Below are 17820 nucleotides of genomic sequence, written 5' to 3'. Positions count from 1 at the left end.
TTTAGATGTGGAATAGATAAAAATGGTAATCACTTTTTTGTTGATTTTAGGAGGGGATAGTAGGTGCTTACAGGTAGGCTCCATATGGCACAGGCTGAGGAGAAGCATCATTCATTTCTATATCGTGTTTATGCGAGTACCCGGGAGGAAGAAGTAGAAGCATGGGGCTGGGAGGAATCGTTTCAGCAGGCCTTTTTGCGCATGCAATATGATTTGCAGAAGCGCTCCTATGCTTCGCAGTATCCTGATGCGGAGAACTATATTTTAATGAAGGATGATTTCCAAATCGGGGTTTGCATGCTTGTTCGCAAGGCGGATAGAATGATACTCGTAAATGTGGCGCTGCTGCCTGCTTTCCGCAATTCCGGTTATGGCACGTATTTGCTGCAGGAGCTTCAGGAAGAAGCAGCTGAGAAAAAGCTGCCTATTCAACTGCATGTGATGCAGGGCAATGAGGCGCGCCGTTTGTACGAAAGACTAGGGTTCCACAAGGTAGAGGAGCAAGGCATGCATATGTTGATGGAATGGAAGCCATAGAGGCTTCTGAGACAGGGCAGGAGCCCGGCTCACCTATTGATTTTCAGCAGATTTATACGATCGATCGGGGGGATTTATAAAATGAGTGAGGCTTATATTGGTGAAATTCGCATGTTCGCTGGTAATTATGCTCCGGAGGGCTGGGCGCGATGTGAAGGTCAAATCATGTCTATTTCAGAGAATGAAACGTTATATGTGCTATTAGGCACTACCTACGGCGGTGATGGTCAAACCACCTTCGCACTACCGGACTTGAGAGGGAGGCTTCCCATCCATCAAACGGCGAGTTATCCCCTGGGCGCAAAGGGAGGGTCAGAAAACGTCACGCTCACGACTACTCAATTGCCTGCCCACACTCACTTCCCCACAGCAGCCCAAATTGCGGGCAATGCCTCTTCTCCCCAGAATAATACTTGGGCGAAAGCAGCCGTGTATTCCACAGGTAATGATAGCAGCAACAATCCACTTCCACGTGCTCCCATGAATTACGGAAACCTCTCCCTCTTCGGTGGCAGTCAGCCCCATAATAATATGATGCCTTCCTTGACTATTTCTTTTATTATTGCACTTTCTGGGGCCTTCCCACCCCGAGATTAGTTATTTTTATTTATTAGATCCATTTATATAGGAGGATGAAAATGGAACCATTTATTGGCGAAATTAGGGCGTTTCCATATGGATTTACACCGAAAGGCTGGGCCCCGTGCAATGGTCAAATTATGGCGATATCATCAAACCAGGCGTTGTTTTCGATTCTTGGTACGACTTATGGCGGGAATGGTAGGGATAATTTTGCGCTTCCGAATTTACAAGGGAGGGTTCCCGTTCATGTCGGACAGAGGACTCCACTTGGTAGTGCGGCAGGAGCAGCCAATCATAACGTAACGGTAAACGAGATGCCAATGCATACGCACCAACTCGCCGCTTCTTCGGAAACGGCTGATCAAATATCTCCAGCAGGGAATGTTTGGGCAGATACACCTTATAATCCGTATGCAGCTTCTCCTGCAAACGTCTCCATGAATGCTGGAGCTATTGCCACAGCTGGCGGCAGCCAGCCGCATAACAATATGCAGCCGTATTTGGCGCTGAATTTTTGTATAGCTATTAGAGGAATATTCCCACCGCGAAATTAAAGGAGGCAGCTTTATCATATGGATGCATTTACAGGGGAAATACGCATTTTTACTGGGAATTATCCACCGTATAAATGGGCATTGTGCAACGGAGCTATACTGCCGATTCAATCCAATACTGTTCTGTTCTCTATTATTGGCACGCAATATGGCGGAAATGGAACGACAACCTTTGCTCTGCCTAATTTAATGGGGATGGCCCCTATGGGACAGGGAGCAGGTCCCGGGCTTACATCAAGAACGGTAGGCGAGCAGGATGGAGAAGGGACAGTAACGCTTCAGGCTAATGAAATTCCTGCCCATACACATATTGCTACCGGAATTGCAGCGGAGCAAAACTCTGATGATCCAGCAAATAATTATTGGGCGCAGACGAAGGCATCCGGACGGCCATCCATTCAGCGGCCGCTATATAAAGCAGCAAATAATACGCAAATGAATCCACTAGCGCTTACTCCGACAGGCGGCAATCACCCCCACAACAATATGCAGCCGTATTTGGCAATGAATTTCATAATATGCCTAGATGGAGAATATCCTCCAAGAGGATAGAGGAAGCACAGGCTGACCGAGATAGGATAGTGGCGGAAGTCTCTCTTTTGAAAAAAGAGGGCGTTTATTTGTGGCGGGTGCAGGAGATCTCGGCAGATGCCGGATATAGCACCCGTTTTTTGAGTGGGAGTGTATAAAAAATGTGGAGATTTCTATTAAAACAAGGGGAGATGCAGTTATGAGGCATCAATTAGCGGGGCAGAAGAAAGGCGTAGTCACAAGGAAGCGAGGAGAGCGTGACAGCACGATCAAGAGAGTTGCTGTGTTGCTGCTTGTGCTTGCCATTATGCTTAATCTGCTTCCGGCAAGTCTGAATGCAGCTGCGGGGACAGCAGACGGCACTTATAATTTTGGTGATTCCTTAGCGACAGATAATTCAGGCGGATCGGGATTCAAGAAGCTGGGAGATAAGTTTGTAGTAACGAATGGCTTTGCGCAGGATGGAACTTCTTTATGGTCGGAGCATCTGCAGTCCCCAAATACAACAGGCGAGTTCACTATTAAAGCAGAAGGGCAGACCGTGCTTGGCAGCTTTACTTTTAAAAATCTGGGTATCAGCGCATATGCAGATTTGGTGAACCCCATGCTCGATCTGCTTACGGTCACTTTGAAAGATGCAGGAAATACAGTTATTGCTACGCACTCCAGCACAGGTGTAATTGCCTTGTCCGAGGGCGGAGTCAACAAAAAATATCAAATTTCTTCTTTATTGGGCAACGGAACCTCGTACAACTACTCTAATGTTTCTTCTGTAACGATTCAGTGGCGCTTTGCAAATACTCTCGCGCCATCCAACTTGAATATTGATGACATCACGCTGACGAACATGCTCAGCCCTATACCCCAAGACACACCGACGTTTAATCCGACAGCGGGAGCGGTTGCTTTCGGCACGGAGCTTTCTATTATTTCGGCAGGAGCCGAGCATATTTACTATACGACAGATGGAAGTACACCAGCGACGGCTGTAGGCGGTTCGACGCTGGAGTATAATGCGGGAGCGAAGCCGACCATTAGCGCAGCAGTGACCGTGAAGGCGATTGCCACGAAGGCAGGCAAGCCGGTTAGTGCTGTAGGCAGCGCCAGCTACACGCAGGCGTCGACAGCGAATTTGACGAGCCTCGCGCTAAGCGGCACGCCAAGTGGGTTTGTGTTTGCCGGCGGGACGTATGCGTATAACGGCGTGACGGTAGGCAATAGCGTTGCGAGCGTAACGGTAACACCAAGCGGAGCAGGCACGCTGACCGTAGACGCAGCGACGGTAGCGAGTGGAGCAGCTTCGGCGTCGATCAATCTGACGCCGGGAGTGGAACGCACGATTACCGTTGTGGCAACGGAAACGGGAAAAAGTGCAAAAACGTATGTGATCAAGGTGACGCGCGAGCAGGTAGCGCAGGAAACGCCGACGTTTAATCCGGCAGCGGGAGCGGTCGCTTTCGGTACGGAGCTGGAGATTCTGTCGTCTGGGGCCGAGCATATTTACTATACGACGGATGGAAGTACGCCAGCGACAGCGGTAGGCGGTTCGACGCTGGAGTATGATTCGGGAGCGAAGCCGACGATCAATACAGCGATGACGGTGAAGGCGATTGCCACGAAGGCGGGCAATCTGAATAGTGCCATTGCGAGCGTCAGCTACACGCAGGCGTCGACAGCGAATTTGACGGGCCTCGCGCTAAGCGGCACGCCAAGTGGGTTTGTGTTTGCCGGCGGGACGTATGCGTATAACGGCGTGACGGTAGGCAATAGCGTTGCAAGTGTAACGGTGACACCGAGCGGAGCAGGTACGCTGACTGTTGACGGAACGACGGTAGCGAGCGGAACAGCCTCGGCGTCGATCAATTTGACGCCGGGAGTGGAGCGCACGATTACCGTTGTGGCAACGGAAACAGGGAAAAGTGCAAAAACGTATGTGATCAAAGTGACGCGCGAGCAAGTAGCGCAGGAAACGCCGACGTTTAATCCGGCAGCGGGAGCGGTCGCTTTCGGTACGGAGTTGGAGATACTGTCGTCAGGAGCCGAGCATATCTACTATACGACGGATGGAAGTACACCAGCGACAGCTGTAGGTGGCTCGACGCTGGAGTATAATGCGGGAGCGAAGCCGACGATCAATGCAGCGATAACGGTGAAGGCGATTGCCACGAAGGCGGGCAATCTGAATAGTGCCATTGCGAGCGTCAGCTACACGCAGGCGTCGACAGCGAATTTGACGGGCCTCGAGCTAAGCGGCACGCCAAGTGGGTTTGTGTTTGCCGGCGGGACGTATGCGTATAACGGCGTGACGGTAGATAATAGCGTCGCGAGCGTAACGGTGACGCCAAGCGGAGCAGGCACGCTAACCGTTGACGGAACAACGGTGGCAAGTGGAGTGGCTTCGGCGTCGATCAATTTAACGCCGGGAGTGGAGCGCACGATTACCGTTGTAGCAACAGAAACGGGGAAAAGTGTAAAAACGTATGTGATCAAAGTGACGCGCGAGCAGGTAGCGCAGGAAACGCCGACGTTTAATCCAGCGGCAGGAGCAGTGGCATTCGGAACGGAGCTGGAAATTGTATCGTCAGGAGCCGATCACATTTACTACACGACGGATGGTAGTACGCCAGCGACAGCTGTAGGTGGCTCGACGCTGGAGTATAATGCGGGAGCGAAGCCGACGATCAATACAGCGATGACGGTGAAGGCGATTGCCACGAAGGCGGGCAATCTGAAAAGTGATGTAGGCAGTGTGAGTTACACGCAGGCGTCGACAGCAGATTTGACGGGCCTCGCGTTAAGCGGCACGCCAAGTGGTTTTGTGTTCACAGGCGGCACGTATGCATATAACAGCGTGACGGTAGCCAATGATGTTGCTAGCGTAACGGTGACGCCAAGCGGAGCAGGAACGCTAACCGTTGATGGAACGACGGTAGCGAGCGGAACAGCCTCGGCGTCGATCAATCTGACGCCGGGAGTGGAGCGCACGATTACCGTTGTGGCAACGGAAACGGGAAAAAGTGCAAAAACGTATGTGATCAAAGTGACGCGCGAGCAGGTAGCGCAGGAAACGCCGACGTTTAATCCGTCAGCGGGAGCGGTCGCTTTCGGTACGGAGTTGGAGATACTGTCGTCAGGAGCCGAGCATATCTACTATACGACGGATGGAAGTACACCAGCGACAGCTGTAGGCGGTTCGACGCTGGAGTATAATGCGGGAGCGAAGCCGACGATCAATGCAGCAATAACGGTGAAGGCGATTGCCACGAAGACAAATAATCTCGACAGCGCCATTGGCAGCGTCAGTTATACGCAAGCAGAGGCATCAGACCTCACTAATCTTGTATTGAGCGGCACGCCAAGCGGTTTTGTTTTTGCCAGCGGTACGTATGACTATAGCGGATTGACGGTTCCGTATAACGTCTCCAATCTCACAGTGACGCCAAGCGGAGTGGGCACGATTAAGGTGGATGGAGTTGCGGTAACAAGCGGAATGGCTTCTGCCCCAATTAGTCTGAATGCTGACGTAGAGCGGACTATCACGATTGTTGTAGAAGAAACAGGAAAACTGTCTAAAACCTACACGGTGAAGGTGACACGCTTAACTATTATAGTTCCTGGTTCGCCTACCAATATCACTGCTGTTGGGGGCAATGCACAGGCAGTCGTTAGTTTTACTGCTCCAGCCAATAATGGAGGGAGTCCGGTGAAAGGGTATGAAGTAACGGCGATGCCGGGAAACATTACAGCCTCTGGTATCAGCAGCCCAATAACGGTGACGGGTCTCACGAACGGAACCAGTTATACGTTCACCGTAAAAGCACTTAATATTGCGGGCAGCAGTGCCTCGTCTGCTCAGTCTAATGCGGTAACTCCAGCTGCTCCTTCCAGTGGTGGAGGCAGTAGTGGGAGCACGAGCAATCCGAATACGCCAACGACTGCTAGCGTTAATGTCTTAATAAACGGAATCGTGTATAACATGGGTTCAACTTCAACTGTAATGGTCAACAATCAAAGCGTAACGACATTGACCGTGAATCAAGCAGCGCTGAACAACAGGCTTGCGAACGAAACAAGTGGCGTCGTCGTTACATTTCCTATGGATATCCACTCGGGTGCCTTGATCGTGAAGCTCAATGGGGAAGAGATGAAGGCGCTGGAGCAAAAGCAAGCCCTTGTCAATATTCAAACGGGAAGCGCCTCCTATACGCTGCCAATAGAACAACTCATAGACTCCACTGCTGTACGAGAGCTTTTACAGCAAGCAGGGCTGGAACAATTGGAGTTTCAAATTGAGGTGGCAGCACTAGCCCCAAGCAGGCTGCAGGAAGTGAAGTCAGCCGCTGCACAGGGTGGCTTTGAGCTTATTGCAGAGCCGTTTGATTTTACAGTGAAAGTCGTACATGGGACGACACGGCAGGAGGTTACGCAATTTAATGCTTATGTCGAGCGTGAAATAGCGATTCCAAGCACTGTTGATCCGCAGCGAATTACAACGGCGATTGTAATTGAGCCAGATGGCAGCATTCGCCATGTTCCAACAAAGATCGTGCAGAAAGATGGAAGTTATCGGGCTAAAATATTCAGCCTCACTAACAGCACATACGCTTTGGTTTGGAATCCAGTGGCATTCAAAGATGCTGCTGGTCACTGGGCGGAGCAGGCAATCAATGAGATGGGCTCGCGGATGATCATCAGCGGGGTGGGCGGCGACCGGTTTAATCCAAATGCGTCGATTACCCGTGCGGAATTTGCGGCTATTATCGTGAGAGGGCTGGGATTGAAGCTTGAAATGGAGGCTTCCGGCTTTTCTGATGTGCAGGCTACCGCTTGGTATAATCAGGCGATTCGAACGGCTGTTGCATACAAGCTGATTAATGGCTTTGAAGACGGAACCTTCCGGCCCAATGAGCCCATAACCCGCGAACAAGCGACGGTCATCATCGCGAAAGCAATGTCCATTACCGGACTGAATGCGGGATTGCCAGCGGGAAATGCTGAGGATGTGCTGCTGCCTTATGCCGATGCGAACGAAGCGGCAGCATGGGCAAGAAGCAGCCTTGCAGACAGCTTGCAGGGCGGAATTATTTCAGGCCGGTCGGGTGCACAGCTGGCCCCTAAAGCTTTGATCACCAGAGCGGAAATTGCCATGATGGTGCAGAGGCTGCTTACCAATTCGAAGCTAGTTTAAACGATCATTTACCTGATAGAGCCTAATAAATGATTAAAGCATGCGGAAGCCCCTGAAGACTTATGTCTCCGGGGGCTGTTTGCGCTGCGGCAACTCACAAAATTTTACTCGATAAGCACGATCCTATTCCTCATCCACCGAAAATAATTCCTGAAGGCTGGCCACCGCCTGCATGCGGTCACTTGTGCCCAGCTTGCTGTAAATGATGCTGACGTAATTTTTGACGGTGCCGACGCTCATAAATAAGCTGTCTGCAATTTGCGGGTTCGTTAAAGGCTGAACCATCAAGGCAATAATTTGTTTTTCACGCTCTGTAAATTGAAGGCCGAGCCTTTTGAGCTTATGCGTGTTCATTTCTCTTGGCGCTGCTTTGGACATCGCGGACAGGCGCGCTGCGAGTTTCGTTGCGATTTCCGGGGTGAGCATATGCCTGCCCGCAGCGGCGCTGCGAATGGCGGCAAGCAGATTTGCTTTGTCCATATCCTTCAACAAATAACCAATGGCGCCGCCTGCTAGCCCTTCGATGATATAATCGTCGTCCGTGAACGTCGTCAAAATCAAAATCGGAAGCGCTGGATGGCGGGCTCTAATTTTGCGAATGGCGCTGATGCCGTCCATTATTGGCATTTGCACATCCATCAATACGAGCGTTGGCCGCAGCTCATCAACCAGCTCGCAGGCATGCTGCCCATTTTCCGCCAGACCGACGACCTTCATATCCTCCTCAAGCTCAATGACCGTCCGCAGGCTTTCGCGCAGCAGACGCTGATCATCAGCTATCACTAATCGTATAGGCTCCATTTAAGTGTGCTCCTTCTGTGCGGGTAGTGTAATCTCAATCAAGCAGCCGCTGCCTTTCGCGTTATCTACGTGAAACTGGCCGCCCGCCGCTTCTGTATGCTGCTTCATATAATGCAGCCCGAGGCCGTCCGGCTGTTCCGGGCGATAGGGAACTCCCTCATTGCAAAGTGAAAAAATAACCCGTCCTTCCCGCTGCATCAGCCGGAAGTCGAAGTGCTTGCTTCCGCCATGGCGAATGCCATTAGTAAGTCCTTCTTGCAAAGCGTAATAAAGCAGCTTTTCATGCTCTTGGCCGAGCTGTACACCATCCAATTGCACGGTACGCGTTATGCTCACCATGGCATACGCTTCCGTATCTCGCAGCAGCGTCTCTATACGTCCCTCAAAATCATGCTCCCGCTCGCTATCCTTCAAGCTTCGCAAGGATTTGCGCACATCCCGCAAGCCTTGCCGTACCAGCTCCTGCGAATTAATCATATGCTGCTTCGCCGCTTGGGGCTTGTCAGCGAGCAGGCTTTGTCCCGCCTCTAGCTGGATCAGCGTCGTGGTCAGCGCATAGCCCAGCGCATCGTGAATTTCTTTGGCGATGCGGTTACGCTCTTCGTAAGCGCCAATGTCGGCCATGGCGATTGCCGTTTCCTTCATGGATTCGCGAATATGCACCGTTCGCTCCAAAACCTCCCGCTCCATCGATTGCTCCCATGTCGCGAGCTTGAGATGGAGCCTGAGCCGCAGCATCAGCTCTGATTTCGTGACCGGCTTAATCAGATAATCATTTGCGCCGCTGGCAAATCCAAGCTCCAGATCGGCTGGCTGATTGCGCGCTGTCAAAATGAGGATCGGCACCTGCTCGTCATATTGCTGCCGAATGACTTGGCACAGCTCATAGCCGGACATCTGCGGCATCATTAAATCAACGATAATGAGGCTTGGCCGGTAGCCTTCTTCCAGCAGTTGAAGGGCGCTGCGTCCACCGGTCGTTTGCCGAACTTGAAAACCCTCTGCGGTCAAATGGTTGGACAGCACCTGCAAAATAATCGGATCATCGTCCACGGTTAGCACAGACAGGTCTTCCGTCATGGAAGCCGCCTCTGCTACTTCTCCAGCTCCGACTTCTGCTCCCGCCGCTGCCGATTCCCTTACCGCCGTCTCTGTAGTCTCTGCAGTCGCCGTATTCACCGGAGTCTGGGCAGCCGCCGCTGCAGCTCTGCCAAAAACTAATCCAGCGGCAGCTTCCATACTCGCTGTACGATCTCTGTGATTGTCGCTCACAATCTCGTTAACTTTATCTCCGCCAGCCGTGCCCGCCGAATAAGCAGGAAGCGTAAAGCAGATCGCAGCCCCCTCGCCGGGTGGCGACTCCGCCCAAATTTGCCCGCCGTGCAGCTCGACGAGATTGCGGGAGATGCTGAGTCCAAGACCTGAGCCTTCGTAGCGTCGAATCATGGAGCCGTCGCCCTGCTCAAACGCTTCAAAGATTGACTCCAAATGCTGTGGGGCGATCCCTTCGCCCGTATCACGGACGGTAATGAGCAGCCATTCTCCTTGCTGCGCTGCTGTGACAGCAACCCAGCCGTCATGGGTAAATTTGATAGCGTTGCCAAGCAAATTGTTGAAAATTTGCATCAGCCGATTTTCATCTGCAAAAGCAAGCAGCCCTGCTGGCGTATCATTGCGAATCGTGAGCTGCTTGCGCTCGGATAGAGGCTCAAGCAGCTCAATGGCGAGGGAAGCGGCCTGCCGAATGTTCAGCACAGACGGCTGCAGCACGATTTCTTTATGCCGCAGCTTCGTTAAATCCAGCAGGTCATTGACTAAATGCGACAGGCGCTGCCCGCTTGTGCGAATGAGCCTTAGCTGTCCTACAGCGGTATCTGGCAGCTTTCCAGCAGCCCCTTCGGCTAAAGATTCCGCAAGCCCAATAATGCCCTGAAGCGGTGTTTTCAGCTCATGCGACGTGTTCGCGAGAAACTGGTCTTTAATTTGATTCGATAATATAAGCTTGGTGGACAGCTTCTCTATTTCCTTGAAGGCGCGAGCGAAATGAAGCGATAGCAAAATAGATTGCAGCACAATAAAAATAAACAGCCCGAACGGAACCAGTGAACCAAGGCTCGTCCTATTGTTGTTGTACAGCACATCATTTAGGGCGAACAGAAATAAATTCAAAAAGCCGATCAGCATGAGATAAGTTCCTTGCTCTCCGCGGGCCGCGGCATAAATGAGCTTAGCCAAAATATAACCAAGCGCGAGCATAATCATAACTTGATAATAGGGCAGCGAATAATGGTAAACGGATACAGGAGCAACCACTACGAGGACGGAAATTGCTGCAAAAAGACTTATGGCTAATCGCGTTTTTAGCTTCGAGAAGTAAGCCGGGTAGAGGCTCTGAATATACAAAATAATGCAAGGTGCGCCCATATAAGCGGTCAGATAGGAAACCTTGGCAAACAGCTGCCAATTCATATCGGGGATGAGTACTGAAATAAACCGTTCATTGACGAATAAGGTGCGTATCGAAATACATAAGCAGAACAAAGCGAAATACAAGGAGGACAGCTGGCTTCGCCTTAACAAATAAAGCGCCATATGGTAAACAAACATGGTAAAAATCGAGCCGAACAAAAACAGGTCCTTGGCAATGCCCTGCTGCCTATGCTTCAGAATGGCGTCCTTGCTGCCGAAAAAAATGTGTTTTTCTATCCCGCCGGACGGATATGAATAATTGGCGACCTGAATGACAACATCAAGGCTTGTTCCTTTATGCGTAAAAAGCATAGCAGGCTGTCCGAAGCGGGCAACGACACGTTCCCGATCCGTTTCGACCGTTCCGGCTGAAGCGACCAGCTTGCCGTTAATAAATACGCGATAGGAGCTTTGAATGCTCTTGATAGACAAGCCGTAAATGCCGTCGAGCGGGTCCGTTCGAACGAGCAGACGATAAGTAGCAAAGCCTGTCCCTTCCGGTGCTGCCACTTTGCTAGAAGAGAAGCCCCAGCTGCCGGGAACGGAAATAAAAGCAGGCTGCCCATCGCTGGCAGCCCCAATCTCATCCGGTTCAAGAAGTTGGTTCCAATAAAACGTCCATTTGCCGTTGAGGGAAATAAGTCCGTCGTCCACTTGCATGCCGGTCAGGTCGAGTTGTCCCTGCTGAGCGGTTGAATCTGGATGGTGGGGTGGCTCTGGAAGGCTGGAGGCTTGTGCGGCCCTATGGAAGTCCGCTCCTGCTAGGAAAAGAAGCAGTACAAGCAGCGTTGTCTTGATGGCGAGGCTATAAGGCTTGATGCTGATCATGTCCTTGAAGGCCGTCTGCAAGCAAATACAGCTCCTCCGAAAATGTGGCATTATTCAACAGCTCCACGTGGCCCTCGGAGGAAAAGTTGACCGGCCAATAGCTGTTCGGGACCTTATGCGAAGGAAGCAGGCCCATGCGAATATACGTTGCAGCAAGCAACTGACTGCAAAATAAAGTTTTATACCCAGAGTGAATGCCGGCAAGTCCCTCCGAGACGCTTACCGCCATTTCCGTCATACTTGGAAAGGTTGCGTGATGCAGCTCCTCAATAACGCCCAGAAGTGCGGCCTGCATTTGCGGGGTGCGCTGGACATTCAGCTTGCGCAGCGCGAACATGGGGTCCCAAAGATTGCCGACATCGGTTTGAAGACGTTCATGCAGCGGAACGAGCATGGGGCCGTTTTTCGTTTTTCCGAGCAAAACATCCGGAATGTTGTCGAACGTTGTTGACTCCCAAAGCAGCGGATAGTCATATTGCGGCAGCCTGACGATCATGCCGATATGGGACCAAGGAGAGCCTTCAATAAACTCAATCATAATGCTTTCATGCATAACGCTGTGACATAAAAGAATATCCCCTGTCTGCAGCTGATCCTCAATTTCACTGTACGTTATTCGTTTTTTCATTTTTCTCGAACCGCTCCTTCTTATGATAAATTTGGATGCCAGATCCGCCTTTATTATAGTATTTTTTAGAAGAAGTAGTCAAAGAATTACAGGGGTTTGGTCATAGGGTTGGTCATGTGCAGCGATGATTTTGGTCATCTCAAATGATGACTCCGGCTACTAATAAGGGGCGACAAAATCCAATAAAGTAGAACCTGTAAGCAGCACCAAAACAATTTTGAGGAGGAAAATAAAATGCCAACAACGACAACGACTTATTCTGTAAGTGTACAAAACAATGGGACCTACAATGCTAGCCTTGCTATCTATCAGGTGGACCCGAACTTGGACGATCCGAATGTGCTCACGCTTGCTTGGCTGGTCAAGCCATCTACTTCAGGCTCCACAACGAAATTCACATGGGGAGTGGACTACGCCTTCTATTGGTCAGAGGTTGATGTTCCGCAGCCAGGCTCGACCATTACTTCGACCGCTCAACGTGCGGCTGATCTGAGCGCAAGCAATTATGTCGAATTCAGCCATGCGGATGGCGGCACCTATCAATTTTCTCAAGCATCTTCTGGTGGAAAAGAAGGCGTCATGTACATTCACCAGGACGGCTCGATCAATCCTGAAGATAATGCCTATATCGGCCTGATGATGAACAATAAGCCGACTGTTGCGATCAAAGCGCAGCCAAACACAAAAACGGAATTTACCGCTCATCCTGCTTATTACCTCGTATATGGCCGCATTGAGCCGGGCGAAATCATTGACATTAGCGAATATGCAGATACGGCACTCAAAATTGAGTTTAATGGCGTTACAAACCACGATGTTGTTCTGACAGCGAAAAACCAGCTTAACATTGTGTCCTAATATCCTCTTATATGCGCAAAATAAATGGAAACGGGAGGGCCGTGCGAGCAGCCTTTCCGTTTCTCGTAAGGAGCTGCGAAAACGGTGTTAAGCTATACGGTATCGGTAACGAACGAAGCAACATATAGCGGCAGCATTTGTTTGTTCCAGCTATTTCCCCGCTTGAATGACCCAAGCGCAGTCACCTACATTTGGCGATCGGCGCCGGCAAGGCCGTTCGCTGGACAAGTGCAATTTACTTGGGAGCCCAAGTATCAATTTATGTGGCGTTCTGCTCAGGATGGTGATTCAGCAGGTTTATCCAGTGTCGGGGCAATTGAGCATAAGGAAGCCTCATTATGGCAAAACAATGCAGCTGTCTTGCTGAAGGCCGCGAGCGGGAGCTATTATTTTTCACAGCCTTATGCTGCAAGAGATAGCGAGCTTTATTACATGAAAGCAGATCGAACGGTAGACCCCGAGGATAAAGTGCGAATAGGCCTCAGTTTGGACAACCGGGCTGTCGTAACGGTGGAGGCCCATCCGAATACGCTAACAGGCTTTCAGCCTGATCCGGTTACTTATATGGTATACGGGCATTGGCGGGCAGGACAGATTTTTGAGCCGGAGATGTATATGCAGCAGGCCCTTGCGCTCAGCTTCAACGGCAGGCAGCGGCTGAACGTGCACATATCGGCGAGCAACCTCTTGCAGCTCGTATGAGCAGGGCAGGCAATAACAAGAAGGAGGAATTAGAAGATGGCAGAGCAATTACCAGAAGTATATGCAAATGATTTATTCCAAAAAGGAACAGCCGAAACAGGCTACGTCTATTTGGCCGACAATCAGACACCCGTGAAAGTCGAGTATATAGAGTATGATAATCTGGCTATCGTCGATGGCGACATTGTCGTGGCTGAGGCGGCAAAAATGCGCAGGCTGAAGGCTTTCATCGAGCAGGAGGGCCAGCAGCAGGGATCGGATCCGCATGTGGACATTATTATAGATATGAGGCGCCTGTGGCCTAGGGGCAAAGTATTTTATGCTTTTGATGCCAATGTGCCTGCTAGTACGCAGCAGGATATTAAAAAAGCTATGTCTGCAATAGCACAAGCCTGCCCGGGCATTTCCTTCTCGCTGCGGGGAACGGAGCCGAATTATGTCTTGTTTAAAATCGGTCTCGGACATAGCTCCTATGTCGGAATGATTGGCGGCAAGCAGCTTATTACGCTGGGCGTAAATTATGTGCTGGGCAACATTATTCATGAAATCGGGCATACGCTCGGCTTGCTGCATGAGCACACGAAGCCGAATCGCGACACGTACATTACCGTCAGTATGGGGAATATCCCTGCCAATAAGCAAAGCAATTTTGTTATTATTAATCATCCTGAGCTGTTCAAGTCGTTAAAGTATGATTGGGGCTCAATTATGCATTATAGCAAAAGCGCATTCGCTATCGACCCAACCAAGCCGACGATTACGCCAACCCAAGCGTTGCCTTCTGGCACGGTGATGGGGCAGCGTACAGCCTTGTCTGCGCTGGATGTAGAGGGCATAAATGCATTGTATACCACAAGCGGAGCGGCGTTTGAGCAGCAGCTGTACTAGAGTTGAAATGAGCTGTTTTTGTAAAATAAGCCCACCTTATAAGAGCAAGCAACGATAGCATAATGCTGTTCGTTGCTTGCTCTTTTTCTGCTGGCTGGCCCGTTGTCACAAAATGAATCGCAGCTTCGTTATATGTTCGAAAAAGCAAATCACTAATGAAGATGTGACAGCTAAGAGAGGACAGACTGTCTCGTTGCCATTAGAGTTTCGCGATAAAACATATGGATGGAGGCATAACATGAAAATTGTAGTGATTGGTGGAAGCGGACTCATTGGAACAAAACTGGTGCATAATCTTCGCGAGCTGGGTCATGAGGCAGTTGTGGCATCACCTTCCAGAGGCGTCAATGCCGTTACGGGTGAAGGGCTGGCGGAAGCGCTGGATGGCGCTCAGGTTGTCGTAGACGTGACGAACTCGCCTTCCTTTGAGGATAAGGCTGTCCTTGCTTTTTTTGAGGCGTCAAGCCGTAATATCCTTGCTGCCGAAATAGCCGCTGGCATTAAACATCACGTTGCGCTATCGGTTGTTGGCACCGACGGCCTTCAGCAAAGCGGTTATTTCCGCGCTAAGTTGGCCCAAGAGCAATTAATCGAAGCATCTGGGGTTCCTTATACGATCGTACGTGCGACACAATTTTTTGAATTCGTTACCGGTATCATCTATTTGTCAACAGAAGGAGAAACGGTTCGTTTGCCGTCTGCGCTTGTACAGCCTATCTTTTCGGAGGATGTAGCCGCCGCGCTGGTCGATTACACCATTGGCTCACCAGTAAATGGCATCGTTGATCTTGCAGGCCCAGAGCAGCTTCGTCTAGACGAATTCATCAAACGATATATGAGCGCTAATCAGGACTCGCGGCAGGTCATCACAGATGTAAATGCGCTTTACTCCGGTGCTGGGCTGAATGAGCACTCTCTCGTCCCAGGCGATAATGCCCGAATTGCCTCGACGCGCTATGAGGATTGGCTCAGCCGCTCTAAGTCCCAGCAATAAAGCAAAACAGAACAGATGCCAAATGTAGAGGCTATTTTGCGCAGTAAACCGTAAGCTTAGCATACAGACTTTGCAAAACAACTTCGAAGCTAATAAATATAAACTAGTCCCCATGGAGCATGCTCTATGGGGACTAGTTGCTCTAAAAAGTAATAATCCCCATGCGAGAGGACGGAGGATATCCATTTGTCCTATTTTTTAACAAATGCTTGACAGAAAAACGTATTATGCGCATAATACACTTAAAGTGTATGAACTACTTGGTACACACACTGGAACAAGAATGAGAGGTAACGGGATGAAGACAAATGAAGGCTGGACGGAAGTCGCTTTCAATGGCCGTGACCCGGTCTACTTGCAGGTCGTGAAGTTTTTTAAGGAGCAATTGGTCATTGGGAAAATGGAAGCCGGACAAATCATTCCTTCACGAAGGGAGCTCGGCGCACTTTTGAAAATTAATCCTAATACGGCGCAGAAAGCTTATAAGGAAATGGAGGAACAGCAGTTGATCGTAACAGAAGGAAACTCGCCAAGCCGGATTACTATGGACGAGAACGTATTGCGGGCTATCCGCGCAGAGCTGATTGGCGAGGCTGTCGAGGCTTTCGTTGCCTCTGTTCGTAAAATCGACGTTCCGGTGGAGGAGCTGCTGGAGCTGGTCAAGCATAAGTATACAGAAGATAAGCAGCTGAATGGCGGGAAGCAGGGGGGAGGCGCGCAGCATGATTGAGGTGCGGGATATACATAAAAAATATCGTCGGCGCAAGGTGCTCGATGGCGTCTCCTTTCAAATCGAGAAGGGCGAAATCACCTGTCTGATCGGCACCAATGGGGCGGGCAAATCGACCATTATGAAAGCGATTATGGGGCTGACGCCGTTCCGCAAGGGCGAAATCATAATCGATGGGCAAAAGCTTGGCAAGGAGCGTTATGAGAAAATTTCTTTTATCCCGGACCACCTGACGATGCCGCCTGCCATGAAGCTGGATGAAGCGATGGTGTTTATGGCGGATTTTTACCGCAGTTGGAACGAGGATCGGGCCAAGGAGCTGATGGGCTTTTTTCAACTGGAGGGAAAAGAACGAATCGGCAATTTGTCAAAGGGGACTGCGGCGAAGTTCAACCTGCTGCTAGGGCTGGCGCTGGATACCGAATATGTGCTGATGGATGAGCCGTTTTCCGGCATTGATATGTTCAGCCGAGCGCTCATTACGGAAGTTTTTTCGAGCCATCTGATTGAAGATCGCGGTGTGTTGATTACAACGCATGAGATCGCAGACGTTGAACATCTTATTGATCAGGCCGTGCTGTTGAAAAATGGTTCGGTTATCCGCAATTTCAACTGCGAGCTGCTTCGTATGGAGGAATCCAAGTCAATTGTGGATGTCATGAAGGAGGTGTATCAGGCTTGAAGTTTTATTTGAAGCTGGTACATATGGAAGTGCACCGTTTTCGCTATTTGCTAGGCGGATTAATGGTGTTAACGCTTCTCATGCAATTTGGAGTAGTGCTGCTGTGGTCTCTTAGTGAGCGCAGCATTAGAACAGGCCCTGGCTGGAGTGAGAAATTGATTACGTATCATCCTTTCTCTGAGACCGGGAAGCTGACGTTTAATGAGATGATGTTCAACAATCAATTTTGGTTTTCCTTTCCGGTACTGATCAGCATTGCAGTTATCGCCGGTTATGTTTTTCTCATTTGGTACCGCGATTGGCTGGGGCGCGATACGTTTATTTATCGGCTGCTGATGCTGCCGAGCAACCGCGGCTGCATTTACGCAGCGAAGCTGACAGCGATTTTGCTGTTTACGTTCGGACTGGTCTCCTTCCAACTGCTGCTGCTTCCGCTTGAAATGATGTTGTTCAATTTGGCTATACCAGAAGCGCTGCGCGATCCGTCCTATTTGTCGCAGGCGATTTTGCAAAATCAAGTGCTGAAAGTGCTCATTCCAGGCCAGTTGGATGCGTTTGTGATGGCCTATGCGATCGGGATTTTGACCGTACTTGCTGCTTTTACGGTTATTTTGCTGGAACGAAGCTATCGGGTTATTGGCATTGGTTTTGCTGTTATTTATGTGTTCGTATGCGGTGCCGCGCTGCTCGCTCCTATTACTTTGCAGCGGCCGGGAAATACGGCTTCCTATTTATATCCAGGAGAAACTTATTCTATTATGCTGGCTTTGACCGTAATTATCGTTTTCGTATCCGTATGGCTCAGCATAAGACTGTTAAATAGAAAGATTACCGTGTAAGGGGGAGCA

At 50.2% G+C, this 17820-nt stretch carries 15 protein-coding genes; 12 read left to right on the top strand and 3 right to left on the bottom strand.

Going from position 1 to position 17820, the window contains the following annotated elements; all coding sequences use genetic code 11:
* Window positions 1-63 precede the first annotated feature (63 nt).
* The 5 genes from WH37_RS19205 (at window position 64) to WH37_RS33785 (ending at window position 7392) form a co-directional block, all read left to right on the top strand.
* Window positions 64-537, top strand: a complete 474-nt coding sequence (locus tag WH37_RS19205) for a GNAT family N-acetyltransferase (RefSeq protein ID WP_143088559.1) — start codon at window positions 64-66, stop codon at window positions 535-537.
* A gap of 81 nt (window positions 538-618) precedes the next feature.
* The gene (locus WH37_RS19200) at window positions 619-1134 is read left to right on the top strand and encodes a phage tail protein (RefSeq protein WP_046232228.1); all 516 of its coding nucleotides are present in this window, start codon (window positions 619-621) and stop codon (window positions 1132-1134) included.
* A 41-nt stretch (window positions 1135-1175) separates the two neighbouring features.
* On the top strand, window positions 1176-1673 hold the full coding sequence (locus tag WH37_RS19195) for a phage tail protein (protein WP_046232227.1): 498 nt from the start codon (window positions 1176-1178) through the stop codon (window positions 1671-1673).
* Window positions 1674-1691: 18 nt separating this feature from the next.
* Window positions 1692-2225 carry a phage tail protein gene (locus WH37_RS19190; protein ID WP_046232226.1) on the top strand — a complete coding sequence of 178 codons (534 nt, stop codon included), beginning with the start codon at window positions 1692-1694 and terminating at the stop codon, window positions 2223-2225.
* A gap of 178 nt (window positions 2226-2403) precedes the next feature.
* A complete protein-coding gene (locus WH37_RS33785; protein ID WP_052737076.1) occupies window positions 2404-7392 on the top strand; it encodes a cadherin-like beta sandwich domain-containing protein in 4989 nt (1662 codons plus the stop codon).
* A 123-nt stretch (window positions 7393-7515) separates the two neighbouring features.
* Here the strand turns inward: WH37_RS33785 and WH37_RS19180 are convergent, their stop codons facing one another.
* From WH37_RS19180 to WH37_RS19170, 3 genes are read right to left on the bottom strand one after another with little or no spacing between them, the layout of a single operon-like run.
* Window positions 7516-8193: a response regulator gene (locus WH37_RS19180; protein WP_046232225.1), complete on the bottom strand. Its 678-nt coding sequence runs from the start codon at window positions 8191-8193 to the stop codon at window positions 7516-7518.
* Window positions 8194-11511 (bottom strand): ATP-binding protein, encoded by a 3318-nt coding sequence (locus tag WH37_RS19175; RefSeq protein ID WP_046232224.1) that lies wholly within the window; start codon window positions 11509-11511, stop codon window positions 8194-8196.
* Window positions 11468-12118: a hypothetical protein gene (locus WH37_RS19170; protein WP_046232223.1), complete on the bottom strand. Its 651-nt coding sequence runs from the start codon at window positions 12116-12118 to the stop codon at window positions 11468-11470. The genes WH37_RS19175 and WH37_RS19170 overlap by 44 nt, the downstream gene beginning before the upstream one ends.
* Window positions 12119-12352: 234 nt before the next feature.
* Between WH37_RS19170 and WH37_RS19165 the strand changes: the two genes are divergently transcribed.
* From WH37_RS19165 to WH37_RS19135, 7 genes are all read left to right on the top strand, one after another.
* Window positions 12353-12976: a hypothetical protein gene (locus tag WH37_RS19165; RefSeq protein WP_046232222.1), complete on the top strand. Its 624-nt coding sequence runs from the start codon at window positions 12353-12355 to the stop codon at window positions 12974-12976.
* An 84-nt stretch (window positions 12977-13060) separates the two neighbouring features.
* Window positions 13061-13678 carry a hypothetical protein gene (locus WH37_RS19160; RefSeq protein WP_046232221.1) on the top strand — a complete coding sequence of 206 codons (618 nt, stop codon included), beginning with the start codon at window positions 13061-13063 and terminating at the stop codon, window positions 13676-13678.
* A gap of 36 nt (window positions 13679-13714) precedes the next feature.
* Window positions 13715-14566, top strand: a complete 852-nt coding sequence (locus WH37_RS33780; RefSeq protein ID WP_052737075.1) for a M12 family metallopeptidase — start codon at window positions 13715-13717, stop codon at window positions 14564-14566.
* A gap of 238 nt (window positions 14567-14804) precedes the next feature.
* Complete coding sequence (locus WH37_RS19150) at window positions 14805-15560, top strand: SDR family oxidoreductase (protein WP_046232220.1); 756 nt, start codon at window positions 14805-14807, stop codon at window positions 15558-15560.
* Between the two features lie 298 nt (window positions 15561-15858).
* Window positions 15859-16290, top strand: a complete 432-nt coding sequence (locus WH37_RS19145; RefSeq protein ID WP_046232219.1) for a GntR family transcriptional regulator — start codon at window positions 15859-15861, stop codon at window positions 16288-16290.
* Entirely contained in the window at window positions 16283-16972 is a 690-nt protein-coding gene (locus WH37_RS19140) for an ABC transporter ATP-binding protein (RefSeq protein ID WP_046232218.1), read from the top strand. The genes WH37_RS19145 and WH37_RS19140 overlap by 8 nt, the downstream gene beginning before the upstream one ends.
* Complete coding sequence (locus WH37_RS19135; RefSeq protein ID WP_046232217.1) at window positions 16969-17811, top strand: hypothetical protein; 843 nt, start codon at window positions 16969-16971, stop codon at window positions 17809-17811. Before WH37_RS19140 ends, WH37_RS19135 begins: the two co-directional genes overlap by 4 nt.
* The last annotated feature ends 9 nt before the right edge of the window (window positions 17812-17820 follow it).

Source organism: Paenibacillus algorifonticola (assembly GCF_000971975.1).
In the GTDB taxonomy this organism is placed as follows: domain Bacteria; phylum Bacillota; class Bacilli; order Paenibacillales; family Paenibacillaceae; genus Pristimantibacillus; species Pristimantibacillus algorifonticola.
The sequence above is the reverse complement of the archived record's forward strand: the minus strand, read 5'-3'. Positions and strand labels throughout refer to the sequence as shown.